The 23,865-nt window shown below is 65.2% G+C and carries 16 protein-coding genes; 9 read left to right on the top strand and 7 right to left on the bottom strand.

Annotated features, from left to right (window positions below; translation table 11 throughout):
• The first annotated feature begins 36 nt into the window (after positions 1–36).
• Positions 37–489, top strand: a complete 453-nt coding sequence (locus TSH20_RS03060; protein WP_109073342.1) for a PAS domain S-box protein — start codon at positions 37–39, stop codon at positions 487–489.
• A gap of 138 nt (positions 490–627) precedes the next feature.
• Entirely contained in the window at positions 628–1,878 is a 1,251-nt protein-coding gene (gene frc / locus TSH20_RS03055) for a formyl-CoA transferase (RefSeq protein WP_109073341.1), read from the top strand.
• Between the two features lie 229 nt (positions 1,879–2,107).
• Here frc and TSH20_RS03050 read toward each other — a convergent pair whose 3' ends face one another.
• The gene (locus tag TSH20_RS03050; RefSeq protein WP_247871581.1) at positions 2,108–2,254 is read right to left on the bottom strand and encodes a hypothetical protein; all 147 of its coding nucleotides are present in this window, start codon (positions 2,252–2,254) and stop codon (positions 2,108–2,110) included.
• A 228-nt stretch (positions 2,255–2,482) separates the two neighbouring features.
• A complete protein-coding gene (locus tag TSH20_RS03045; protein ID WP_109073339.1) occupies positions 2,483–2,899 on the bottom strand; it encodes an HRDC domain-containing protein in 417 nt (138 codons plus the stop codon).
• Positions 2,900–3,081: 182 nt separating this feature from the next.
• Between TSH20_RS03045 and TSH20_RS03040 the strand changes: the two genes are divergently transcribed.
• The gene (locus TSH20_RS03040; protein ID WP_109073338.1) at positions 3,082–4,101 is read left to right on the top strand and encodes a hypothetical protein; all 1,020 of its coding nucleotides are present in this window, start codon (positions 3,082–3,084) and stop codon (positions 4,099–4,101) included.
• A gap of 112 nt (positions 4,102–4,213) precedes the next feature.
• A complete protein-coding gene (locus tag TSH20_RS03035; RefSeq protein WP_109073337.1) occupies positions 4,214–4,426 on the top strand; it encodes a hypothetical protein in 213 nt (70 codons plus the stop codon).
• Between the two features lie 43 nt (positions 4,427–4,469).
• Here the strand turns inward: TSH20_RS03035 and TSH20_RS03030 are convergent, their stop codons facing one another.
• Positions 4,470–4,943, bottom strand: a complete 474-nt coding sequence (locus TSH20_RS03030) for a ferritin family protein (protein ID WP_109073336.1) — start codon at positions 4,941–4,943, stop codon at positions 4,470–4,472.
• Positions 4,944–5,120: 177 nt separating this feature from the next.
• Here TSH20_RS03030 and hrpB point away from each other — a divergent pair, with 177 nt between their 5' ends.
• The 4 genes from hrpB (at position 5,121) to TSH20_RS03015 (ending at position 10,899) form a co-directional block, all read left to right on the top strand.
• Positions 5,121–7,679, top strand: a complete 2,559-nt coding sequence (gene hrpB / locus TSH20_RS03025) for an ATP-dependent helicase HrpB (RefSeq protein ID WP_109073335.1) — start codon at positions 5,121–5,123, stop codon at positions 7,677–7,679.
• 394 nt (positions 7,680–8,073) lie between these two features.
• The gene (locus TSH20_RS03020) at positions 8,074–8,484 is read left to right on the top strand and encodes a MarR family transcriptional regulator (RefSeq protein WP_247871580.1); all 411 of its coding nucleotides are present in this window, start codon (positions 8,074–8,076) and stop codon (positions 8,482–8,484) included.
• Positions 8,485–8,609: 125 nt separating this feature from the next.
• Positions 8,610–10,145: an ATPase gene (locus TSH20_RS34520; RefSeq protein WP_146205438.1), complete on the top strand. Its 1,536-nt coding sequence runs from the start codon at positions 8,610–8,612 to the stop codon at positions 10,143–10,145.
• Between the two features lie 43 nt (positions 10,146–10,188).
• Positions 10,189–10,899: a hypothetical protein gene (locus TSH20_RS03015; protein WP_199232097.1), complete on the top strand. Its 711-nt coding sequence runs from the start codon at positions 10,189–10,191 to the stop codon at positions 10,897–10,899.
• Between the two features lie 444 nt (positions 10,900–11,343).
• Here TSH20_RS03015 and ppdK read toward each other — a convergent pair whose 3' ends face one another.
• The 3 genes from ppdK to TSH20_RS03000 all read right to left on the bottom strand — a co-directional run bounded on the left by ppdK (position 11,344) and on the right by TSH20_RS03000 (position 20,642).
• Positions 11,344–14,037: a pyruvate, phosphate dikinase gene (gene ppdK, locus TSH20_RS03010; protein ID WP_109073334.1), complete on the bottom strand. Its 2,694-nt coding sequence runs from the start codon at positions 14,035–14,037 to the stop codon at positions 11,344–11,346.
• A 354-nt stretch (positions 14,038–14,391) separates the two neighbouring features.
• Positions 14,392–16,647 carry an EAL domain-containing protein gene (locus TSH20_RS03005; protein WP_109073333.1) on the bottom strand — a complete coding sequence of 752 codons (2,256 nt, stop codon included), beginning with the start codon at positions 16,645–16,647 and terminating at the stop codon, positions 14,392–14,394.
• 254 nt (positions 16,648–16,901) lie between these two features.
• On the bottom strand, positions 16,902–20,642 hold the full coding sequence (locus tag TSH20_RS03000; protein WP_109073332.1) for a vitamin B12-dependent ribonucleotide reductase: 3,741 nt from the start codon (positions 20,640–20,642) through the stop codon (positions 16,902–16,904).
• A gap of 759 nt (positions 20,643–21,401) precedes the next feature.
• Between TSH20_RS03000 and TSH20_RS02995 the strand changes: the two genes are divergently transcribed.
• Positions 21,402–21,854, top strand: coding sequence for a PRC-barrel domain-containing protein (locus tag TSH20_RS02995; RefSeq protein WP_109073331.1), 453 nt, complete (start codon positions 21,402–21,404; stop codon positions 21,852–21,854).
• A gap of 198 nt (positions 21,855–22,052) precedes the next feature.
• Here the strand turns inward: TSH20_RS02995 and rpsA are convergent, their stop codons facing one another.
• Positions 22,053–23,759 (bottom strand): 30S ribosomal protein S1, encoded by a 1,707-nt coding sequence (gene rpsA, locus TSH20_RS02990; protein WP_042694362.1) that lies wholly within the window; start codon positions 23,757–23,759, stop codon positions 22,053–22,055.
• Positions 23,760–23,865: the final 106 nt, after the last annotated feature.

Raw genomic sequence — 23,865 nt, 5'->3', positions numbered from 1 at the left:
CCAATCCAAGAGGGGGCGAGCGCCAAGGAGATCGACATGGAACAGACAGCAGCAGCGGGTTCGCCCGCGGTTGTGGATTGCGAACAGTTGGTGGCGGTGATCGGCGACGCCGTCATCGTGTCCGACCCGACCGGCGCCATCATCCTGTGGAATGCGGCGGCGGAACGGATGTTCGGCTTCACCGCCGACGAGGCGATGGGCAAGTCGCTCGACATCATCATTCCCGAACGCCAGCGCCAGCGTCATTGGGACGGCTACGAAAAGACCATGGCCACCGGCGAGACCCGCTACGGCCATGACCTGCTGCGGGTTCCGGCGGTCCACAAGGACGGGCACAGCCTGTCGATCGCCTTCACCGTCGCGCTTTTGCGCGGGACCGACGGAGGGGTGTCCGGGATCGTCGCCGTGGTGCGGGACGAAACCGCCCGCTGGACCGAAGAACGGAAACTGCGCCGCCGCCTCACCGAACTCGAAGCGGCGGCCGGCTGACGGCGCCCTGCGGCGATCATCGAATTCCGGCCGGCGGCGACCTCGACGCCCCCCGATCTCCGGGCGTGGGCCGGCCGGGCAGAAGAGCAAGTCCAAGAGACAATCTGAAACTACGTGAAAAAAGGGAGTGTTGCAGTCATGACCAAGCCGCTTGAAGGCATTAAGATCATCGACTTCACCCATGTGCAGGCCGGCCCCGCCTGCACCCAGCTTCTGGCCTGGTACGGCGCGGACGTGATCAAGGTCGAACGTCCGGGCGCCGGCGACGTCACCCGCAACCAGCTGCGTGACATCCCGGACGCCGACGCGCTCTATTTCACGATGCTCAACAGCAACAAGCGCTCCCTGACGCTGGACACCAAGACCGCCGAAGGCAAGGAAGTCCTGACCCGTCTGATCCGCGAATCCGACGTGCTGGTGGAGAATTTCGGCCCCGGCGCGCTCGACCGCATGGGCTTCAGCTGGGACAAGATCCGCGAACTGAACCCCGGCATGATCGTCGCCTCGGTCAAGGGCTTCAGCGACGGCCACCATTACCAGGACCTGAAGGTCTATGAGAACGTCGCCCAGTGCGCCGGCGGCGCCGCGTCGACCACCGGCTTCTGGGATGGCCCGCCGACCGTGTCCGCCGCCGCTCTCGGCGACAGCAACACCGGCATGCACCTCGCCATCGGCATCCTGACCGCCCTGATGGCCCGCACCAAGACCGGCAAGGGCCAGAAGGTCGCCGTGTCGATGCAGGACAGCGTGCTGAACCTCTGCCGCGTCAAGCTGCGCGACCAGCAGCGCCTCGACCGCGTCGGCTATCTGGAGGAATACCCGCAGTACCCGCACGGCAAGTTCACCGACGTGGTTCCGCGCGGCGGCAATGCCGGCGGCGGCGGCCAGCCGGGCTGGGTGCTGAAGTGCAAGGGCTGGGAGACCGATCCCAACGCCTACATCTACTTCACCATCCAGGGCCATGCCTGGGCGCCGATCTGCAAGGCTCTCGGCCGCGAGGAGTGGATCGACGACCCGGCCTACAACACCGCCGAGGCGCGCCAGGACAAGATCTTCGACATCTTCGCGGTGATCGAGGATTGGCTGAAGGACAAGACCAAGTTCGAGGCCGTCGACATCCTGCGCAAGTTCGACATCCCGTGCTCGCCGGTCCTGTCGATGAAGGAGATCGCCAACGACCCGTCGCTGCGCGCCAGCGGCACGGTCGTCGAGGTCGACCACAAGGTGCGCGGCAAGTACCTGACCGTCGGCAGCCCGATCAAGTTCTCCGACATGAAGGTCGAGGTCACCGGCTCCCCGCTGCTCGGCGAGCACACCGACGAGGTCCTGGCCCAGCTCGGCTACAACAAGGACCAGATCGCCGCCATGCACGAAGCCAAGGTGGTCTGAGGCAGGGGGGGCTGAGGCAGGGTGGTCTGAGGCAAGTCGCACTTGCCCCCACCCTAACCCTCCCCCGCTCCGCAGGGGAGGGAACTCCGCCGCTTCCCCAATCAGCACTTAATCCCCTCCCCCGCCCAGCGGGGTAGGGTCGGGGTGGGGGCAAATCAGCAGCCACCTCGCACAAACGACAACGGCGCCCCACCCGGGCGCCGTTTTCTTTCGCATCCACCCCCGACCGTCACGCCTTCCCGCCGCGCTCCAGATCGTCCAGGATTTCCCCGGCGCGGCTGGTCAAGGTGTGGGCCAGCCGGTCGTAACGCCCGTTGCCGGTCATGCGGGCGCGCCGGGCGGCTTCCGCACCGAGCTGGGCCAGTTCAAGGGCCATTTTGCGATAGTCCGGAACGGCGGTCCACGCCGCGTCCGCCGCGACACGAGCCGTCGGATGATCTTTTGAAGCCACAAACCACCCCATCCGTCGATGCCGGTGAAGGGTCCAATCCTGACACGGCAGGGATCAGGAACCAACTGACGCTTACGGCAGCAGCAGCGCAGCCTTTGGGTGTGTCCGCACCCGACCGAACCGGATAGGACTCCGCCGGACGCCGCACCCCGCTCAGTCGATCAGCAAATCCAGCGTCGAGCGGACCACCTGCACGATCTCCCCGCCATAGGGCGAGCTGGCCTGGCCGCGGGCGTTGACGATGATCGACAGCTCATGCTCCGTCGTCGGAGCGAAGCGGGCGATCTCCTGCACCAGATCATCGGCCAGGATGGCGTCGCGCGTCACGCCGGCCTGGGTGGCGGCCTTGTCGCGCCAGCCGTTCAGCGCGGCGGCGATGGCCGCCTCGATCTGCTGCGACTCCTCCTTGCGGCGGAGGTCGGTGAACAGCACCAGCACCCGCCACGCGCCGTCGGCATAGGCGGTCTCGATGCGCTGGACCTCGACCGTCCGCAGGAAGGCGGACAGCTGCACCTGCGCCTCTTCGGCGGCGGCGTCGGGAATGGTGAAGGTGCGGATCTCGGTGCTCATCGCCCAACCTTGCTGAAAGGCTTCGCTGGATGGAGGGAGCCTACACAGAAACGGCGCGTTCGGCAAACCGGGACCCTGCCACGGGGGTGTTCCGGGGCCTTGGGGATACCCCCAATTTCCAGGTGTCGATTCTCCTCCCCCGCGCGTTGTGGGAGTAGCCGCAGCACGCCTGGAGACGCCCGATGTCCCATCTTGAGCCGCAGGAGCCGAAACAGGACCTCCCCCCCGTCCCTCCGCATGCCGAGGAGACGATTTCCGACTCGACACCGCGCCGCGGCCGGCGGCGCTGGTGGATGCTGGGGACCGGGCTGCTGCTGGCGCCGCTGGCGCTGGGCGGGCTGGCGATGCTGGCTGTCCTGTGGGCCGGCTCGATGCTCTACGACCAGCCCTTCGCCTGGTACAACCTGAACCGCATCAACGCCATGGCCGACCGGGTGGCGCGCAATCCCGATTCGGTGATGGTGGTGGCGCTCGGCGACACCATGCTGCGCGACGCCACGCTGGACGAGCGCGGCATGACGAAGATCGCCGCCGAGCGTGGTGTGCCCAATCTGGAGTTCCTGCGCATCGTCCACCGGCAGGCCCAGTTCGCCGATTTCGAGCCGCTGCTCGACCGGCTGATCGCCGTCAAGCCGACGCTGATCCTGCTCGACCGCAACCTGTTGACCGCCAGCCGCGATCCGCTCGACGAGCTGCAACGCTACGGCAACGGCCTGCTGCGCCTCTATCGCGGCCAGACCTATGTGCAGGATCAGGTGGCGCTGCAATACCGGCGCGGCTGCGGCCCGACGCCGTCGGCCTGGCTGACCGGCGGGTCGCCCGGCGCCGTCGACGGCTCCACCGCCACCGCGCGGCAGGTGCGCGCCTTCATCGACCGCGCCTGGGCCGCCGGCATCCGCGTCGCCCTGATCGAGGTGCACAGCCGCCCCGCCGCCCCGCGCTCCACCGGCCTGATCGCCACCGCGTCCGCCGCCGAGCCGTCCGCTGCGCCCTCTGCTGCGCCCTCCGGCATCAACCTGCCGCTGTGGAACTACGATGACGAGGACGCCATCCCCGCCACCGCCTGCGGTCAGGCCAGCACCGACGGGCGCAGCGCCTTCTCCGCCTGGCTGACCGGCGGCATCGCCGGGGCGGTGGCCGGCGCACAGCCCGACCGCATGCCGGGCCGCGCCATGGTGACCGAAGCCGCCGCGCTGCCGTGATTGCCGCCCCCAAATGACGCAGTGCACCCGTCTCCGTTCTTTCCGCCTTCCGGTTAAACCACTTTTTGTTTATGGTTTTGCCGTCGGGCGAGTCGCAACAGGAGACGGATGCATGGCTTCCATCATGATCAAGAAGGCCGGCGAAGGGCTGGTCTCGCAGGCTCACCGCAACGCCGACGTCGGCCCGACCAGCGGCAGCTCGGTCGTCTATGAAATCCAGAATGTGCCGGGCGACGTCACCGTCGACGACGTGATCGCCGCCTTCAAGACCTACCAGCCGGCCGACAAGGTGTACGAGATCGACTGGTCCGCCCTGTCAAAGTAACCAGGGGAGGGGGCCGCCAACGCCCCCTTCCTCGCACACCAGCTTACTGCTGCAGCGCCGGATAGCGCTTGGCCCACACCTCCAGCTGGGCGACATGCTCGGCCTCTTCGGCGGCGAACTCCTCGGCCATCATGCGGACTTCCTGATCGGTGGTGGTCTTCGCCACCTCGGCGTAGAAGGCCTGCCCGCGCTTTTCGCTCTCCAGCGCCAGTTCCAGCGCGTACTCCACCGTCATCAGATAGTGCGAGCCCTCCATCGAGGCCGCTTCCGGGCTGTCGCCGTCCGGCCACTGGAAGTCTTCCGGCGCAAGGTCGGGGATCTTGCGGAAGCCCGACCGTTCCCGCGCCTCGGCCAGATGCATGCGCGAGAATTTCGCCATCTGGCCGAAGAAGGCCGCGACCTCCTGGTTGCCATAGGTCTTCATCGCTTCCGACAGATCGGCGAAGCGGTTGGCGGCGTCCTCTTCCAGCGCGCAGGCGTGGGCGAGGAACAGGGCGGCGTCGTGGATTTCGGTCATGGATCCCTTTGATAAGCGAATAAGCCCGACGACCCCAAAACCATACATTTTTTGCGGCCATCGGTCGCGGCCCCCGTCCCCCTCCCCCGCCCCTGCGACCTTTTGGCGCGCGCCGTGCCCGTCGCCTCCCGAAAACCATTGCCTTTCGCACCGGTTCGCGGCAGCAGACTCCCCCTCATGAGCAAGCCCGCCTTCCCCGCCCTGCCAATCGATCCCGTCCTGCCCGCCCTGTTGGAGGCGCTGGACAGCCGCGGCACCGCAGTCCTCCAGGCACCGCCCGGCGCCGGCAAGACCACGCGGGTGCCGCTGGCCCTGCTCGACGCGGCGTGGCTGAAGGGCCGCAAGATCCTGGTGCTGGAGCCGCGGCGCCTCGCCGCCCGCGCCGCCGCCCGCCGGATGGCGTCGATGCTGGGGGAGGCGGTGGGCGAGACCGTCGGCTACCGCGTGCGCCTCGACACCAAGATCGGCCCGAAGACCCGGATCGAGGTGGTGACCGACGGCCTGTTCCTGCGCCAACTGCAGGAGGACCCGGAGCTTCCCGCCGTCGGCGCCGTCCTGTTCGACGAGTTCCACGAGCGCGGCATCGACAGCGACCTCGCCCTTGCCCTGGTGCAGGAGGCGCGCGGGGCGCTGCGCGACGACCTGCGCCTTGTCGTCATGTCGGCGACGCTCGACGCCGCCCCGGTCGCCACCCTGCTGGCCGACGCGGACGGCCCCGCCGCGATGGTGACCAGCGAGGGCCGCGCCTACCCCGTCGAGACCCACCACCTCGACGCGCCGACCCAAGGCACCCGCATAGAGGACGCCGTCGCCGCCGCCGTCCGCCGCGCCCTGCGCGAGGAGCCCGGCAACGCCCTGGTCTTCCTGCCCGGCGTCGGCGAGATCCGCCGCGTCCAATCCCTGCTCGACCAGTCCGACCTCGGCCCGAACACCGTCATCGCCCCGCTCTATGGCGACCTGTCGGCCGAGGCGCAGGACCGGGCCATCGCCCCCACCCCGCCCGGCCAGCGCAGGATCGTGCTGGCGACCTCCATCGCCGAGACCAGCCTGACCATTGAGGGCATCCGCATCGTGGTGGACAGCGGGCTGATGCGGGTTCCGCGTTTCGACCCGCGCGGCGGCATGACCCGTCTGGCGACGGTGAAGGTCAGCCAGGCGTCGGCCGAGCAGCGCCGCGGCCGCGCCGGCCGTCTGGAGCCCGGCGTCTGTTACCGCCTGTGGCCGGAGGCGACGCACAAGGCGCTGGCCCCCTTCACCACGCCGGAGATCGCCGACGCCGACCTCGCCCCGCTGGCGCTGGAGCTTGCGGTGTGGGGAGTCTCCGACCCCGCCAGCCTGTCCTGGCTCGACCAGCCGCCGACCGCGGCGATGGCCCAGGCGCGCGAGCTGCTGACCGGCCTCGGCGCACTCGACAAGTCCGGTGCCATCACCCCGCACGGCCGCCGCATGGCCGGCTTCGGCGTGCATCCGCGTCTGGCCCACATGATGTTGGCCGGCAAGGCGATGGGCCAGGGCGCGCTCGCCTGTCTGGTCGCGGCCCTGCTCGGCGAGCGCGACATCGTCCGCAGCCAGCCCGGCTTCCGCGACGCCGACCTGCGCCTGCGCGTCGACCTGCTGCGCGGCGAGGAGCGCGGCGGCCAGGGTGCGGCGCGCGGCCTCAGCGTCGACCGCGGCGGGGCGCAGCAGGCGGTGAAGCAGGCGCGGCAGTGGCGCCGCCAGCTTGGCGTGCGCGACGACGACGCGATGGACTCGCATGCTGTCGGCATTCTGGTGGCGCTCGCCTATCCCGACCGCATCGGCCAACGCCGGCCCGGCGGCCAGCCCGGCGGGGTGGCGGCGCAGTATCGCCTGTCGGGTGGGCGCGGCGCCTATTTCCAGGATGCCGAGCCGCTGTCGGCCGAGGAGTGGCTCGCCATCGCCAACCTCGACGGCGCCGCCCGCGAATCGCGCATCTTCCTGGCCGCCCCGGTCACGCTGGCCGACCTGGAGGAGAGCTTCGCCGACGACATCCGCAGCGAGACCATCGTCGCCTGGGACGCGCGCGAACAGATGGTGCTGGCGCGCCGCCGCCGCATGCTGTTCGCCCTGATCCTGAAGGACGAGAAGCTGGCCAAGCCGCCGGCCGACGCGATGACCGCCGCGATGATCGAGGGCATCCGCGCGCTGGGTCCCGCCTGCCTGCCCTGGACCGACGAGCTGCGCAAATGGCGCACCCGCGTGATGTTCCTGCGCGCGCGGGAGGGCGACGTCTGGCCCGACCTGTCCGACGCGGCCCTGATGGACGGTCTGGAGGAGTGGCTGGCCCCCTTCCTCGACGGCGTGTCGCGCCGCGCCCATCTGGAGCGCATCGACCTGTCGAGCGCCCTGCGCGCCCTGCTGCCCTGGGAGTTGCGGACCCGCCTGGACGCCGAGGCCCCGACCCATGTCGAGGTGCCGAGCGGCTCCCGCATCCCCATCGACTATGACGGCGAGGAGCCGGTGCTGGCGGTTCGCCTGCAGGAGATGTTCGGCCTGGCCGAGACCCCGCGCATCGCCGGCGGCCGGGTTCCGCTTCTGCTGCACCTTCTGTCCCCCGCCCGCCGCCCGGTCCAGGTCACCCGCGACCTCGCGAGCTTCTGGGCCAACGCCTACAAGGCGGTGAAGGCGGATTTGAAGGGCCAGTACCCGAAACACTACTGGCCCGACAACCCGCTGGAAGCCGAGCCGACCGCCAGGGCGAAGCCGAGGGGGCGGTAACGCCCCGCCCCCTCCCCTCCCCTCCGCAAACTTCCCCTCTCCCCCCTGGGGAGAGGGTCAGGGTGAGGGGGCCGCAAAGGCGCCAGCCTTTGCCAGGGGATTGCGAAGGGGCAGCATGCCCCTTGGCGGCGCGCCAAAGCGCGCCCGACCACCCCCCAACTCCGTCACCCGTGGCGATAATCACCCTCTCCCGCCCCGGGAGAGGGCGGGGACCCGCGCCAAAGGCGTGGGGAGGGTGAGGGGTGAGGCAAGAATTCAGAACCGCATGGTCCCTGCACGTCCCCAACCAAAGCCGGGCGCAAATGCGGTAGCCGCATCCCCTCGCCAAGCGCATATTAGAGACGCCTCTCCGGCCACCACCCCGAAGACAGCGAGCACACCAGAGAGCCCGACCATGCGGACCTTGCATGATTTGCGCGACGAGATGCTGGCGGTCGCCCAGGGCACCCGCCCGGTTCCCCCGGTGCGGTCCGTGAAGGATGGCGAGTCGGTCTCCGGCCTTCTCGGCGTGCTGACCCCGGCCAACCGGGCGTTGATGCACCTGATCGCCACCGAACGCCCGGAGACGGTCTCCCGCCTCGCCCAACTCGCCAACCGCGCCCAGCCCAACGTCTCTCGCGCTCTGCAAGACTTGGCCGAGCACGGTCTTGTGCGACTCGTCCGCGACGGCATGAGCATCCGACCGGAACTGGTCACCCGCAACCTGACGAACTTCCGAGTCAGCGCTTGCGAAGATATAGCTTCAAGCGATCCGGCAGAGAATGACGGCGCAGCACCGGTCCATAGCAAAAACATCAATGGGTAAGGTTAATTTCCCCACAGAATTGCGCCCGCCGGCAGCCAACAGCAATGCAGTTGATCTGCTCCGCAACATAATCTACCATGGTGAGGTAGCCTAAAGACTCTGCAAACTGCCTTGAGGCGGACACCATGGATATCGCTGACTGGATCAGCTTCGGGCAAGTTTCTGCCGAAAGGGACGAGAACCTCTCACGATATTTCTTTGACAATGGCGTTCTTCAATCGGTGGTAGATACTCGCCATTCATTTCTGGTGCTTGGCCGAAAAGGCGCCGGGAAAACTGCCGTATTTCAGCATCTATCTGACAATGCGAAAAAATATATTCAGCCTGATGATCTTAGCATAACTCTATCACTCCAAGATTATAATTGGAACGTTCACTCTTTGCTTTGCGCTGACGGCAAGGCTTCATCACTAGCTTACGTTCAATCTTGGAAATACATTATATATCTAGTTGCCATAAAAGCTTTGATTGAGGCCGATTTCGGAAATCCGAAACTGAAATCTAGCAAAAAGCTTATAGAGCGAATCTACACATCTCCAAACCCAAGCTTAGGACAGCTGATTGGTCAAAAGTTTCTTCAACTTAGCAAGTTAAAGCTCCCAGCTGGCAGCTTGGATCTTGAGGGAGATGCACTTGATAGCATTTCTGCTTCAGGAGGAGAAATTGAGTTTTCTGACATCCAGCAAAACCAGTCACTGCAAAGCGCACTAAATAAGTCAATTGAACGAATTTCAGAGATTTTCGAAGCAACCTTAATCGATGTACTTGGGGGGTCATCGCGCATTTTTGTTTCGTTTGATAGAATAGACGAAGCTTGGGATACTGCTTCGTTCGAGTCAAGCCAGAGAATCATTGCGGGGCTTATTGGAGCATCAGAGTATATTTCACAAAAGTTTAGAGGATCTCTGAGGCCCATTGTTTTTCTTAGAGAAGACATATTTGATACTTTAGACATAAACGATAAAAATAAGCTTAGATCAGATTGCGGAAAGCTTCTTGCTTGGTCTAAGGACGGTCTGTCGCGGCTTATATTGGAGCGCGTGAACTTTTTTGCTCGCAAAGCCTCGAAAGCAGAATTATCTCGCATCGAAGATTTATTTGATAGAGACCAGATGAGGCAGCAGCGATCTCCATTCGATTATGTAATGTTGAGAACCATGCTCCGCCCTCGTGACTTTATCAAGTACTTTGAATTGATTAAGCAGGATATGTGGGATCGTAAGGAGAATCCTCTAGAGCCTGAGTCAGTCAACCCAGAGCGGCTTGAATGTGAATCAATATATAGCTCTGAGGCAGCATATTCTGAATGGTTAGTTGAAGAACTGAGAGATGAATGGCGCGTTCAATTTCCAAGAATAAATGAGATAATATCGGCAATACAGAATAATGGGAGAACCACATTCACTCAGGAAGAGTTTTCTGACTCTCTGAGAAGGAGTGCTATTGACATAAATCCACCAGAAATAATGCAAAACCTCAAGTTTATGTTTGACAACTCGATCATCGGTTTTCGCGTCGGGAACTCTCAACAGTGGAAGTTTAAATGCTTCTTCAAATCCCAGGGGTTCGTGGATGCAACCTTATACAAGATTCACGACGGCCTACATCGCGGACTAAACCTGAAAGAATCGAGATCTACATCTAATAGAGATTGCGAGTGATTTTGGGAAATTTTATCAACTTTACATATAAGTTTTAATTCCATTGCTCATTATTTCTATCGTTATGCAAGTCTTTTGGGGGGATGAAATGGCGTTAGATAGAATTCATCTTAGAAAGTTATTAGCGATAATGTTCCTTAACGCTAACAAGCAGAGGGCTTATATCTTAGAAGATATTCGTGATGAGAAAGCTCGTGACGAAGGTCGCGCATCTTCTGGTGGAGATTTCTACGCACCCTTTTGGTCAGATGCTAGATCACATGTGTTTGGATCAGCTGACCTTCATCAAATGGTTAACGAAAGGATTGCGGCAAATTACAGGCGGAGAAATCTTTACCCTCTTCTTCGAGATGGTTTCCTAACTTGGTGGAGCAATCGACGGCGCTGGACCAATGAACCATTTCGTCCTGGTCCAACTTTGAAAAGCCAATTCTTTTTCCCCAGCCTATCTGCAACGGTGAAAGTTGAAAACTTCCTATCGGTTCGGGACGGCCTTAATGCTGAGTACGCTGTTTACCCCTATTTTTCACCTGATCCAGTATTGAATGATGAAGCTGCCCGTCTCGGGCTATGGCTAATTACGATGGCTATGCCATCGGTGCCATCTGATCAGATACGGATTCTCGACGTTATAAGGGGACAGAGTTTCTCACTTGATCGCTATCCGTTAAATGGTAACGAGGGAGCGATGTTTTCGCTCAGATATGAAAGATTGCTAGAATATCGCATGAGGTTATCAGCAGAACGTGATTGAGCGTGTTTCAAAGACATATGTAAAATCGCTGACGCTTGGCACATTGCACAGAACCATCCCAGACACTTGCTCTGGCGGCAAGCGACCACGCCTTTCCCATGCCCCCTTACCACCAACCGCCATCCATGATAGGACTATAAGCCTCAACCGCCCGAGGAGTGTCCTGCATGCATCGCCCCTGGTGCCACGCCCTCTTGCGCCCTTCCTCCCGCGCACCCGCCCCGCCGGATGGAACAGTGAACAGCCCCCGGAAAACTGTTCCAACCTGTTCCAAACGTTCCATCCGACCACCGCAGGCCGGGTCGGCCGCCCCGGATGGAACAGTGAACAGTCCGCCGAAACCTGTTCCACGATGTTCCACCCACCCAACTCCGCCCCCGAAACGAAACGGCCCCCTTCCCTTGCGGGAAGAGGGCCGAAGTCGTTTCAGCTACCCGAACCGGCTCAGTCGCGCTTGACCGTGTCGCTGTTCAGCGCGGCCTGGGCGGCGGCGAGGCGGGCGATCGGCACGCGGTAGGGCGAGCAGGAGACATAGGTCAGCCCGATCTTCTCGCAGAAGGAGATCGAGGCCGGGTCGCCGCCATGCTCGCCGCAGATGCCCAGCTTGATGTCCGGACGGACCTTGCGGCCGCGCTCGGTGGCGATCTCCACCAGTTCGCCGACGCCGGTGACGTCCAGCGACTGGAACGGGTCCTGCTCCAGGATGCCCTGGCGCTGGTACTCCGGCAGGAAGCTGCCGGCGTCGTCGCGCGACAGGCCCAGCGTGGTCTGGGTCAGGTCGTTGGTGCCGTAGCTGAAGAACTCCGCCGACTCGGCGATCTCGCCGGCCTTCAGGGCCGCGCGCGGGATCTCGATCATCGTGCCGGTCAGATACTCCACCGTCACGCCGGTCTCGGCCTTCACCTGCTCGGCGGCGCGGTCGATCACCGCCTTGAGGATGTCGAACTCCTTCTTGGTGATGATCAGCGGGATCATCACTTCGGGAATGACGGCCTCGCCGGTGGTCTTGGCGACCTCGGCGGCGGCGGCGAAGATGGCGCGGGCCTGCATCTCGTAGATCTCGGGGTACGAGATGCCCAGACGGCAGCCGCGATGGCCCAGCATCGGGTTCGCTTCATGCAGCTGGATGGTGCGGTGGCGAACCCGCAGCGGATCGGTGCCGGTGGCCTGGGCGACCTCCGCCATGTCCTCTTCGGTGTTCGGCAGGAACTCGTGCAGCGGCGGGTCGAGCAGGCGGATCGTCACCGGCAGGCCGGTCATGATCGTGAACAGATCGACGAAGTCCTTCTTCTGGAAGGGCTCCAGCTTGGCGAGCGCCTTGCGGCGGCCGGCCTCGTCCTCCGCCAGGATCATCTCGCGGACGGCCAGGATGCGCTCCGGGTCGAAGAACATGTGCTCGGTGCGCGACAGGCCGATGCCCTCGGCGCCGAACTTCCGCGCGGTGCGGGCGTCCAGCGGGGTTTCGGCATTGGCGCGGATCTTCATCCGACGGATGCCGTCGGCCCAGCCCATCAGGGTGGCGAAGTCGCCCGACAGCTCCGGCTGGATCGTCGGCACCTCGCCCAGCATCACCTCGCCGGTGGAGCCGTCGATGGTGACGATGTCGCCTTCCTTCACGGTGACGCCGCGGACGGCCATCTGCTTGGTCTTGTAGTCGATGCGCAGGTCGCCGGCGCCCGACACGCAGGCACGGCCCATGCCGCGGGCAACCACCGCCGCGTGGCTGGTCATGCCGCCGCGGCTGGTCAGGATGCCGCGGGCGGCGTGCATGCCGTGGATGTCCTCGGGCGAGGTCTCGATGCGGCAGAGGATCACCGACTCGCCCTTGCCGGCCATCTGCTCGGCCTCGTCGGCGGTGAAGACCACCTTGCCCGACGCGGCGCCGGGGGAGGCGGGCAGGCCCTTGGCGATGACCTTGCGGTCGGCCTTGGGGTCCAGCGTCGGGTGGAGGAGCTGGTCGAGCGAGGCCGGATCGATGCGGCGGACCGCCTCGTTCTGGTCGATGACGCCCTCGTTCGCCAGATCGACGGCGATCTTCAGCGCCGCCGGGGCGGTGCGCTTGCCGTTGCGGGTCTGCAGCATGAACAGCTTGTTCTGCTGGACCGTGAACTCGATGTCCTGCATGTCGCGGTAGTGCTTTTCCAGCTTGAGGCGGACCTCGTTCAGCTGGTTGAACACCTCCGGCATCACCTCTTCCATGGCGGGGAGGTCGGACTTGTTGGCGATCTTGCCGGCGATGGTCAGGTGCTGCGGCGTGCGGATGCCGGCGACGACGTCCTCACCCTGGGCGTTGACCAGATACTCGCCGTAGAAGGCATTCTCGCCGGTCGACGGGTTGCGGGTGAAGGCCACGCCGGTGGCGCAGTCGTTGCCCATGTTGCCGAAGACCATGCACTGCACGTTGACCGCGGTGCCCCAGTCGGCCGGGATGTCGTGCAGCTTGCGGTAGGTGATGGCGCGGGCGTTCATCCAGGAGCCGAAGACGGCGCCGATGGCGCCCCACAGCTGCTCCTGCACATCCTGCGGGAAGGGCCGGCCCAGTTCGCGCTCGACCGCCTTCTTGTAGTCCTCGATCACCGCCTGCCAATCCTCGGCCGACAGGTCGGTGTCGAGGTTGTAGGACTTGTCGCGCTTGTGGTTGTCGAGGATGTCCTCGAAATGGTGATGCTCAACGTCGAGCACGACGTTGGAGTACATCTGGATGAAGCGGCGATAGCTGTCGTAGGCGAAGCGGCCGTCACCCGACCGCTTGGCGAGACCGGCCGCGGTCGCGTCGTTCAGGCCCAGGTTCAAGACGGTGTCCATCATGCCGGGCATCGACGCGCGGGCGCCGGAGCGGACCGACACCAGCAGCGGATTGACCGGGTCGCCGAACTTGGCGTCCATCGCCTGTTCCAGCCGCGCGATGGCGGCGTTCACCTGCGCCGTCAGCTCCGGCGGATAGGAGCGGCCGTTGGCGTAGAAATAGGTGCACAGCTCGGTGGTGATCGTGAAGCCCGGCGGAACGGGCAGGCCAAGATTGGCCATCTCGGCCAGATTGGCGCCCTTGCCGCCCAGCAGGTTCTTCATATCGGCCCGTCCTTCGGTGGCACCGGCCCCGAAGCTGTAGACCCACTTGGATTCACCCTGGCTCGCCATCGCGGAATTCCTCTCGCCCCATGGTCGTCCGGCATGCGGGTGCTCCCCTTGTGCTCCACGGGCGATCCACCGGGCGGGTCTTTTCCGCTCAGCGAAACGCCGTGGTCAGTTTGCTTGACCGCACATGCCGCTGAGTGGACCTTCTATCGCCCCAAACGTTGGGACACAAGACAGTCGCGTGGTCTAGAACGGGATGACCTGCGCTTTGCCGGCAAAGGAGCGTTGCGACTATATCGTATTGCCGGTTCCCCATTACTCCGGCGGAACCGCATAAGCACCGATTCGAATGGTGAAATGCGGTCGAAGTACCCCGTAAATCCAAAGAAAAACGGGACCATTTCCACTGCAAATGTTTCAGATGCTGAAGCAGGCGTCGGCTGGACATTCGACCCAGTGCTTGCCCTCCCCCCTCAGCCAGTCAGCCAGCGCCGCCGCCGGCATCGGCCGGGCGAAGCGGTATCCCTGGCCGATGGCGCAACCCTCCGCCTCCAGCATGAGGTGCTGGGCCTCGCGCTCCACCCCCTCCGCGACGACGGTCAGGCCCAGCGCCTCGCCGATCTGGATGATGGCGCGCACCAGCGGCCGGTTGGCGGCGTCGATGTCCAGTTCCTTGACGAAGCTGCGGTCGATCTTCAGTTCGCCGACGGGGAAGCGCTTCAGGTAGCTCAAGGACGAGTAGCCGGTGCCGAAATCGTCGATCGACAGGGTGACGCCCAGCGCATGCAGGGCATCCAGCGCGTCATGGACGCCGACCTCCTCCGTCATCATCAGCCGCTCGGTGATCTCCAGCGTCAGGTCGTTGGCCGGGATGCCGTTGGCGGCCAGCGCGGCACGGACCTGATCCGGCAGGTCGCCGCGGGCGAAGCGGACGGCGGAGACGTTCACCGCCAGCCCCGGCACCGGCACCCCCGCCGCGCGCCAGCGGCCGAGCTGCGCCACCGAAGTCTGCAGCACCCAGCTGTCCAGCCGGTCGATCAGCCCGCATTCCTCGGCCAGCGGCACGAACTCCACCGGCGACACCGCGCCCCAGCGCGGGTGGGTCCAGCGGATCAGCGCCTCCACCCGATGCAGGCAATGCGGCTTCAGCCGGACCTGGGGCTGGTAATGCAGCTCGAACGGTGCCTCGTCATCCGGGCATCCGGCCTCCTGGCGGTCCAGCGCCTCGCGCAGAGCCGCCTCCATCTCCAGCCGGCGCACCGCCTGTTCGTTCATGTCGCGGCGGAAGAAATGACAGCGGTTGCGGCCGGCCTGCTTGGCCCGGTACATCGCCGCGTCGGCTTGGCGCAGCAGCGTGTCGAAATCCATGCCATCGTCGGGATGCACGGCGATGCCGATGCTGGCGGTCGGGGTCAGCGTCAGATCGGCGACCGTCAGCGGCACCGACAGGGTGGCCAGCACCCGTTCGGCCAGCAGGGACGCATGGGCGGCGTCGCAGCCCGGCAGCAATGCTACGAACTCGTCCCCGCCCAGCCGGGCCAGAGTGTCGCCCTCGATGAACAGTCGCTCCAGCCGGGTCGCCACCTCCACCAGCAGACGGTCGCCGACCGCATGGCCCAGCGAATCGTTGACGGTCTTGAAGCGGTCGATGTCCAGGAACATCAGCGTCACCGGCTGCCGCGTGCGTCCGGCCAGCGCCAGCGCCGCAGTGGCGCGGTCGGCCAGGAGCTGGCGGTTGGGCAGCCCGGTCAGCGTGTCGAAATAGGCCAGCCGGTTGATCTCCGCCCGCGCCCGGTCATGTTCGATGGCGAGCGCGCACAGATGCACGCAGGCCTCCACCAACCGGCGGTGAAAGGGGGCTGCAGGGCGGCGCTCGCGGTAATAGAGCGCGAAGCTGCCCAGCATGCGGGCGTCCCGCCCCTTGATCGGGTTGGACCAGCAGGCGGCCAGCCCATGGGCCAGCGGCACCTCGCGATAGGGTGCCCAGCGCGGGTCTTCGGCGATGTCGACGGACATCACCGCCTCGCCCCGGCTCATCGCGCTGCCGCAGCAGCCGACGTCCGGACCGATGGCCAGCCCGTCGATGGCGTTGGCATAGACGACGGGCAGCGATGGGGCGGCGGCGACCCGCATGCGGTTCTCGTCGTCACGCAGCATCACCGAACAGGCGACCTCCGGCGCGCAGGCCTCCACCTGCCGGCAGAGGAAATCCAGGACCTGCTTCAGCGACCGGCCGGCAGCCACCAGTTCCAGGACATTCTGTTGCAGGCGTGCCACCGCCTCCGCCCGTTCGCGCTCGTCGAAATCGCGCATCTCGCACAGAAGCAGAACGTCTTCGCCGTCGGTCAGATGCTGCCAGTGCAGATCGACCGGGACCGGATCGCGGCGAGGAACGCGCAAGGCAGCGGTGCCGGGCGGTGGATGGTCGTTTTCCTGCGCCCCATCCCACACCGCCTGCCAGTCACGGCCACCGAAATCGAGCAGGCCGGGCAGCGGGCGGCCGATCAGCGCATCCAGAGGGGCGCCGGCCAGCCGGGCGAAACCGGGATTGGCGCCGACGATGGTGCCGTCGGCCGATGTCCAGACCAAGGCCGCGCTCCATTGCGCAGCAGTCACCCGCAACAGGCGATCGGACGGCAGGCGGTCGTCCAGCGCGGTCCCGGCCGAATCCATGACCCCTGATCCCTCCGGACATGCTTCGGGAACGCCGCACCGGCGCCCCGGGGGAGTCAGCTAACATGAACACACGCGGCGCGGTCAAGGCCCCTCATCATCCGGCCATCCTGTTGCATCCACACGAGAATGGTTCCAAACAGCGCGCGGCGGTTTTGTTCGTGCACAAGCAAAAGGGAGGAAGCGGTTTCCCGCTCCCTCCCCTTCATCGTTCATCGTCCGGCTAGGCTCCCGGAGGAGCGCTCCCTGGAGGATCAGCTGCAGCCGGTGGTCGACCCGCAGCTGTCGCACTTCAGGCAGGTGCCGTTGCGGACCAGGGTCATGTTGCCGCATTCGCCGCAGGGATCGCCCTCGTACCCGCGGGCGCGGGCCTCGCGGATGCGGTCGAAGCGCTGGTCGCTGGTGCTGCCGCCATAGGCCGTGCCGGTGGCCGCGGTGGCAGCGACATGGCCCTGGGCGGTGGCGGCGGCGACCGCCGGGCTAGCCGCCATGGCAGCCTGGGCGGAAGCCTGGGTGCCGGCCGACGCGGTGACGCTCACGGCCGCCGTGTCGGTGCCGGTGGCGGCGAAGGCCGCCGCGGCGCTGGCGCGCTGGGTCTGGCCACCATGCAGGACGCGCAGGTTGTTGCGGACATAACCGGTCGATGCGATGCGGCGGACAATGTCCGACGGCTGCACCTGGGTATCCGGCAGGTCGCCCTGCTTGTCGCCGCTGCCCACGGTGAAGGGCACCAGATCCTCCGGCGTGGCATGCGCCAGATCGGTGCGGTTCAGGTAGGAGATGGCGATCTCGCGGAAGATGTAGTCGATGACCGACGTCGCCATCTTGATGGTGTCGTTGCCGGTCACCATGCCCGACGGCTCGAAGCGCGTGAAGGTGAAGGCCTCCACGAACTCCTCCAGCGGCACGCCATATTGCAGGCCGATCGACACCGCGATGGCGAAGTTGTTCATCAGCGACCGGAAGGCGGCGCCTTCCTTGTGCATGTCGATGAAGATCTCGCCCAGGCGGCCGTCCTCATACTCGCCGGTGCGCAGGTACACCTTGTGGCCGCCGACATTGGCCTTCTGGGTGTAGCCCTTGCGGCGGTGCGGCAGACGCTCACGCGAGCTGCTCTTCCGCTCCACCACCCGCTCGATCACCTTCTCGACGATCCGCTCGGTGACCATCTGGGCGCGGACGGCGGCCGGCGCCTCGATCATCGCCTCGACCGCCTCGCCATCCTCCTCGTCGTCGAGCAGGGCGGCCTGCAGCGGCTGGCTCAGCTTGGAGCCGTCGCGGTACAGCGCGTTCGCCTTCAGGCCCAGGCGCCAGGACATCAGGTAGGCGTCCTTGCACTCGTCGACCGTCGCCGTGTTCGGCATGTTGATGGTCTTGGAGATGGCGCCGGAGATGAAGGGCTGCGCCGCCGCCATCATCGTGATGTGCGATTCCCAGGACAGGAAGCGCTTGCCGATGCGGCCGCAGGGGTTGGCGCAGTCGAACACCGACAGGTGCTCTTCCCGAAGGAAGGGAGCGCCTTCCAGCGTCATGGCGCCGCAGCAGAAGGTGTTGGCCGCCTCGATCTGCGCCTTGGTGAAGCCGATGTGGCTCAGCAGGTCGAAGCCCGGGGCGTCCAGCGTCTCGGCCGGAATGCCCAGCGTCTGGGTGCAGAAGTCGGCGCCGATGGTCCAGCGGTTGAAGACGAACTTGATGTCGAAGGCGGTGGCGAGGTTGCCCTCGAGCCGCTCCAGCAGCTCGTCGGTGAAGCCCTTGGCCTTCAGCGCCTCGTGGTTCACGCCCGGGGCGTTCTTCAGCGTGCCGTGGCCGACGGCGTAGAGCGCGATCTCTTCGATCTGGTCCGGGGTATAGCCGAGCGTCTTCAGCGCCTCCGGCACCAGCCGGTTGACGATCTTGAAGTAGCCGCCGCCGGCCAGCTTCTTGAACTTGACCAGGGCGAAGTCGGGCTCGATGCCGGTGGTGTCGCAGTCCATCACCAGACCGATGGTGCCGGTCGGGGCGACCACGGTGGCCTGGGCGTTGCGGTAGCCGTGGGCCTCGCCCAGTTCCAGCGCCTCGTCCCACACGCGGACGGCGGCAAGAGCCAGCTCCTGGTCCGGGCAGAGGTCGGCGACGAAGGGCACCGGCTCGACCGCCAGCCCCTCATAACCGTTCATCTCGCCGTTGGCGGCGCGGCGATGGTTGCGGATGACCCGCAGCATGTGGTCGCGGTTGGCCTCGAAACCCGGGAAGGTGCCCAGTTCCTGCGCCATCTCGGCCGAGGTGGCATAGGCGACACCGGTCATGACGGCGGAGATGCCAGCGCAGTAGGCGCGGCCCTCGTCCGAGTCGTAGGACAGGCCCGACGCCATCAGCAGGCCGCCGAGGTTGGCGAAGCCCAGACCCAGCGTGCGGAACTCGTAGGAGAGCTGGGCGATTTCCTTCGACGGGAACTGCGCCATCAGCACGGAGATTTCCAGCACGATGGTCCACAGCCGGCAGGCATGCTCGAACGCCTCGACGTCGAAGGAGCCGTCCTTCAGACGGAACGACATCAGGTTCAGCGACGCCAGATTGCAGGCGGTGTCATCGAGGAACATGTACTCCGAGCACGGGTTCGAGGCGTTGATGCGCCCCGAGGCCGGGCAGGTGTGCCACTCGTTGATGGTGCTGTCGAACTGCACGCCCGGATCGGCGCAGGCCCAGGCGGCATAGCCGACCTTGTCCCACAGGTCGCGGGCGCGGACGGTCTTCACCACCTTGCCGTTGGTGCGGCCGATCAGATTCCAGTCGGCATCGTCCAGAACCGCCTGCACGAACTCGTTGGAAACGCGCACCGAGTTGTTGGAGTTCTGGCCCGAAACCGTTAGGTAGGCTTCCGAATCCCAGTCGGTGTTGTAGGTCTTGAACTCGATCGAGGTGAAACCCTGGCCGGCGAACTGGATCACGCGCTGGATGTAGTTCTCAGACACCTGATCCTTGCGGGCGGCGAGGATCGCCTTCTTGAGTTCCTTGTTCTCCTTCGGGTCCAAGCCCGACTGGGCGGCGGCCATCACCGCCGTCAGGTGCTTCTGGCAGATCTTGGAGCCGGTCACCAGCGCCGCGACCTTCTGCTCCTCGTTCACCTTCCAGTCGATGTAGCCTTCGATGTCCGGATGGTCCATGTCCACCGTGACCATCTTGGCCGCACGGCGGGTGGTGCCGCCCGACTTGATGGCGCCGGCCGCGCGGTCGCCGATCTTCAGGAAGCTCATCAGGCCCGACGACTTGCCGCCACCGGCCAGCTTCTCGCCCTCGCCGCGCAGCTTGGAGAAGTTGGAGCCGGTGCCCGAACCGTACTTGAACAGGCGGGCCTCACGCACCCACAGGTCCATGATGCCGCCCTCGTTGACGAGGTCGTCGGCGACGGACTGGATGAAGCAGGCGTGCGGCTGCGGGTGCTCGTAGGCCGAGGCGGAGGAGGTCAGCAGGCCGGTCTTGAAATCGACGTAGAAGTGGCCCTGGCTCGGGCCGTCGATGCCATAGGCCCAGTGCAGGCCGGTGTTGAACCACTGCGGGCTGTTCGGGGCCGCCATCTGGGCGGCCAGCATGAAGCGCATCTCGTCGAAGAAGGTGCGGGCGTCGGCTTCGGTGTCGAAATAGCCGCCCTTCCAGCCCCAATAGGTCCAGGTGCCGGCAAGACGGTCGAACACCTGCTTGGCCGAATGCTCACCGACGAAGCGCTTTTCCTTCGGCAGCGCGGCCAGCTTTTCCTGGTCGGCTTCCTTGCGCCACAGCCAGGACGGGACGGTGTTCTCTTCCACGGCGCGGAGCGCGGCGGGGACGCCGGCCTTGCGGAAATACTTCTGGGCCAGGATGTCGCTGGCGACCTGCGAGAAGTTGTCCGGCACCTCGATGCCGGTCTGCTGGAAGACGATCGTTCCATCCGGGTTGCGGATCTCGCTGGTCGCCTGGCGGAAACCGAGGCTGGCGTAGGCGTCCTGACCTTCGTGCGTGAAACGACGCTCGATCCGCATGATGAGACTGTCCCCTGCTTGGAGCACGCCGCGGCGGGCTCGAATGGAAATATGGTGCGACCCGTTCCGATGAAAGCGGCCGGCGGTTCTATCCGCCGTCCGGCCCGGCAACGCAGATGGCGCCGTACAAACAGGGGCCTCTTGCCCGACTGTCCGCCGTCGCCGCTGTGCTGCCGGGACCGGGGCCGCCGCTTGAGGCCGGCCGGGTCACGTGGGCCGCATCCTAGCCAGCGCGACGGGGCCAAGCAAGCCCCACTCTGCTAGATATTGTGGTTGACATGACCGAACCCCTCAAAACCTTGATCTTGTGGTGTTCAACCCGTTACCGGGGATCCTGTTCCCGCCCGCCAAGCAAATTTTTGAGGAGGCGGCGGCTGGGCCGCATCGCGGCCGGAAGGCACCAACTGTCGGCACTCAAATGGCCGCCGGTGCTGGAGATGACCGCGGCACTCCCCCGATTAGAGCGCAAAATGCGCCCGACCGCCAGAGCTTCCTTGCGGTGAAAATCAACATCTTGTTGCTAATATGCCGTTGTACCCACCACCGATTCGCCACGGGGCGACTCGGACCAAGCTGCCGGAATCCAAGGGGCGACTCGAAAAGGCCCGCCTTTCCCACCCCGAGTCGCTGCGGACTTGCCCGGGGTTCGGCACGGAAGAGGGGTAGTGGCAGCGCGCCCGCAACTATTTCATGCGATCCCGGTTGAGGCGCATGGAGCCAAGGTGGATCCCACGCGATCCTGGGGGAGGAGAGGCATCCATGCTGAAGATCACCCACAAGATGTGGTTTGCATTGCCTGCGCTGACACTGCTGGTCGGCATGGCGACTCCGCAAGGGGCCGTTGGACAGACGGTCATCATCGACGGCTCGACTCCGGCCGTCGGCGCCGCGGTGGAACGCAAGACCGGCCCCAGCGTCGACCAGTTGATGAACCGCAACGTCGTCGGCGCCGACGGGTCGAAGATCGGCACCGTCACCGACGTGATCCTCGACGACAAGGGCGAGGCCCAATACATCGTCATCCACTCGGGCGGCATTCTGGGCTTCGGCGGCAAGGACATCGCGGCCGACCTGACCCTGGCCGACCTGCGCACCGGCAGCGAGGCGATCCGTCTGCGCGAGGTGACCGCCGCCAGTGTCCGCGACATGCCAGAATTCCGCTACGACGACAGCATCACCTCGCTGACCCGCAGCCCGGAGCCGCGGCGGTAGGCGGCGGGTGCTTGGCAGCCGGGTGATAAACGCCCTCTCCCGCCCCAGGAGAGGGAGGGGACCCACAACAAAAAAGGCCGCGCCCCAAGCGGGACGCGGCCTTTCTCTTACACTTCCGGGAGATCGCGAGCCCCCTCCCTTCCTCTCGGCGGACCGAAGGTCCGTCCGATCGCCGAAGAGGAGGATGGCGTCAGACGATCACTCGTCGTTCTGCTGCTTGCGCTTCAGAGCGGCGCCCAGGATGTCGCCCAGCGAGGCGCCCGAGTCGGACGAACCGAACTCGGCCATCGCCTGCTTCTCTTCCTCCATCTCGCGGGCCTTGATGGACAGCGAGATGCGGCGGGAAGCGCGGTCGATCTGGGTGACCTTGGCGTCGACCTTCTCGCCAACGGCGAAACGGTCCGGGCGCTGTTCGGAACGGTCGCGGGACAGGTCCGACTTGCGGATGAAGCCGGTGTAGCCCTCGCCGACGGTCACTTCGATGCCGCCGTCCGTCACCTGCGTCACGGTGCAGGTCACGACCTCGTTCTTCTTCAGGCCGGCGGTGGCCGACTCGAACGGATCGCTGGCCAGCTGCTTGATGCCGAGGCTGATGCGCTCCTTCTCGACGTCGACGTCGAGAACCTTGACCTTGACGCGGTCGCCCTTCTTGTACTCGGCGATCGCCTCTTCACCCGACTTGTTCCAGTCGAGATCGGACATGTGGACCATGCCGTCGATGTCGCCCGGCAGGCCGACGAACAGACCGAACTCGGTGATGTTCTTGACTTCGCCTTCCAGCTCGGTGCCAGGACCGAACTTGTCGGTGAAGGTCTCCCACGGGTTGTCCAGGCACTGCTTCAGGCCGAGGCTGATGCGGCGCTTCTGCGGATCGACGTCCAGGACCATGACCTCGACTTCCTGCGAAGTCGACACGATCTTGCCCGGATGGACGTTCTTCTTGGTCCAGGACATTTCCGACACGTGGACCAGGCCCTCGATCCCCGGCTCCAGCTCCACGAAGGCGCCGTAGTCGGTGATGTTGGTGACGCGGCCCTTGAACTTCGCGCCGACCGGATACTTGGCCTCGACGCCTTCCCACGGGTCGGCTTCGAGCTGCTTCATGCCCAGGCTGATGCGCTGGGTTTCCGGGTTGAAGCGGATGACCTGGACCGTGACGGTCTGGCCGATCTGCAGGGCTTCCGACGGATGGTTGATGCGGCGCCACGCGATATCGGTGACGTGCAGCAGGCCATCGACGCCGCCCAGGTCGACGAACGCACCGTAGTCGGTGATGTTCTTGACGACGCCCTGGAGGATCTGGCCTTCCTTGAGGTTGGCCACCAGTTCCGAACGGGCCTCGGCGCGGCTCTCTTCGAGCACGGCGCGACGCGACACGACGATGTTGCCGCGCGAGCGGTCCATCTTCAGGATCTGGAACGGCTGCGGGGTGCCCAGCAGCGGGGAGATGTCGCGGACCGGACGGATGTCGACCTGGCTGCCCGGCAGGAAGGCGACGGCGCCCGACAGGTCGACCGTGAAGCCGCCCTTGACGCGGCCGAAGATGACGCCGGTGACGCGGGTCTGGTCGTTGAACGACTTCTCCAGCAGGGCCCAGGCCTCTTCGCGCTTCGCCTTCTCACGGCTCAGCATCGCCTCGCCGTTCTTGTCTTCCATCCGCTCGAGGTAGACCTCGACGGTGTCGCCCGCCTTCAGCTCGGGCGGCTGGCCGGCAACGGCGAATTCCTTCAGCGCGACGCGGCCTTCCGACTTCAGACCGACGTCGATGGTGACCATGTCGTTCTCGACGGCGACGACGCGTCCCTTGACGACCGTACCTTCGAGCGACTCGGCCGCGCCCAGCGACTCTTCGAGCAGAGACGCAAAGCTTTCCTTTTCGACCGTGCGGGCCAGTGACTGTGCCATTGAAACTCCTAAAGGTGGCGCGAAAGCGGCCCCGTTCCGGTCCCTCCCGCGGCAAAACGGGTGGGACCTCGACCGAACCGCCGCGCCGGGCACCACGCCCGGCGAC

Source organism: Azospirillum sp. TSH20 (genome assembly GCF_003115935.1).
Taxonomy (GTDB): Bacteria; Pseudomonadota; Alphaproteobacteria; order Azospirillales; family Azospirillaceae; genus Azospirillum.
This window is presented reverse-complemented; position numbering and strand designations above follow the sequence as displayed.

Bases quoted from the DNA above. Each gene is read 5' to 3' on its own strand.
- frc (WP_109073341.1), top strand. From the start codon at position 628: ATGACCAAGCCGCTTGAAGGCATTAAGATCATCGACTTCACCCATGTG.
- TSH20_RS03045 (WP_109073339.1), bottom strand. From the start codon at position 2,899: ATGAGCACCGAGATCCGCACCTTCACCATTCCCGACGCCGCCGCCGAA.
- hrpB (WP_109073335.1), top strand. From the start codon at position 5,121: ATGAGCAAGCCCGCCTTCCCCGCCCTGCCAATCGATCCCGTCCTGCCC.
- rpsA (WP_042694362.1), bottom strand. From the start codon at position 23,759: ATGGCACAGTCACTGGCCCGCACGGTCGAAAAGGAAAGCTTTGCGTCT.
- TSH20_RS03020 (WP_247871580.1), top strand. From the start codon at position 8,074: ATGCGGACCTTGCATGATTTGCGCGACGAGATGCTGGCGGTCGCCCAG.
- TSH20_RS03040 (WP_109073338.1), top strand. From the start codon at position 3,082: ATGTCCCATCTTGAGCCGCAGGAGCCGAAACAGGACCTCCCCCCCGTC.
- TSH20_RS02995 (WP_109073331.1), top strand. From the start codon at position 21,402: ATGCTGAAGATCACCCACAAGATGTGGTTTGCATTGCCTGCGCTGACA.
- TSH20_RS03035 (WP_109073337.1), top strand. From the start codon at position 4,214: ATGGCTTCCATCATGATCAAGAAGGCCGGCGAAGGGCTGGTCTCGCAG.
- TSH20_RS03005 (WP_109073333.1), bottom strand. From the start codon at position 16,647: ATGGATTCGGCCGGGACCGCGCTGGACGACCGCCTGCCGTCCGATCGC.
- TSH20_RS03050 (WP_247871581.1), bottom strand. From the start codon at position 2,254: ATGGCCCTTGAACTGGCCCAGCTCGGTGCGGAAGCCGCCCGGCGCGCC.
- TSH20_RS03000 (WP_109073332.1), bottom strand. From the start codon at position 20,642: ATGCGGATCGAGCGTCGTTTCACGCACGAAGGTCAGGACGCCTACGCC.
- TSH20_RS34520 (WP_146205438.1), top strand. From the start codon at position 8,610: ATGGATATCGCTGACTGGATCAGCTTCGGGCAAGTTTCTGCCGAAAGG.
- ppdK (WP_109073334.1), bottom strand. From the start codon at position 14,037: ATGGCGAGCCAGGGTGAATCCAAGTGGGTCTACAGCTTCGGGGCCGGT.
- TSH20_RS03060 (WP_109073342.1), top strand. From the start codon at position 37: ATGGAACAGACAGCAGCAGCGGGTTCGCCCGCGGTTGTGGATTGCGAA.
- TSH20_RS03030 (WP_109073336.1), bottom strand. From the start codon at position 4,943: ATGACCGAAATCCACGACGCCGCCCTGTTCCTCGCCCACGCCTGCGCG.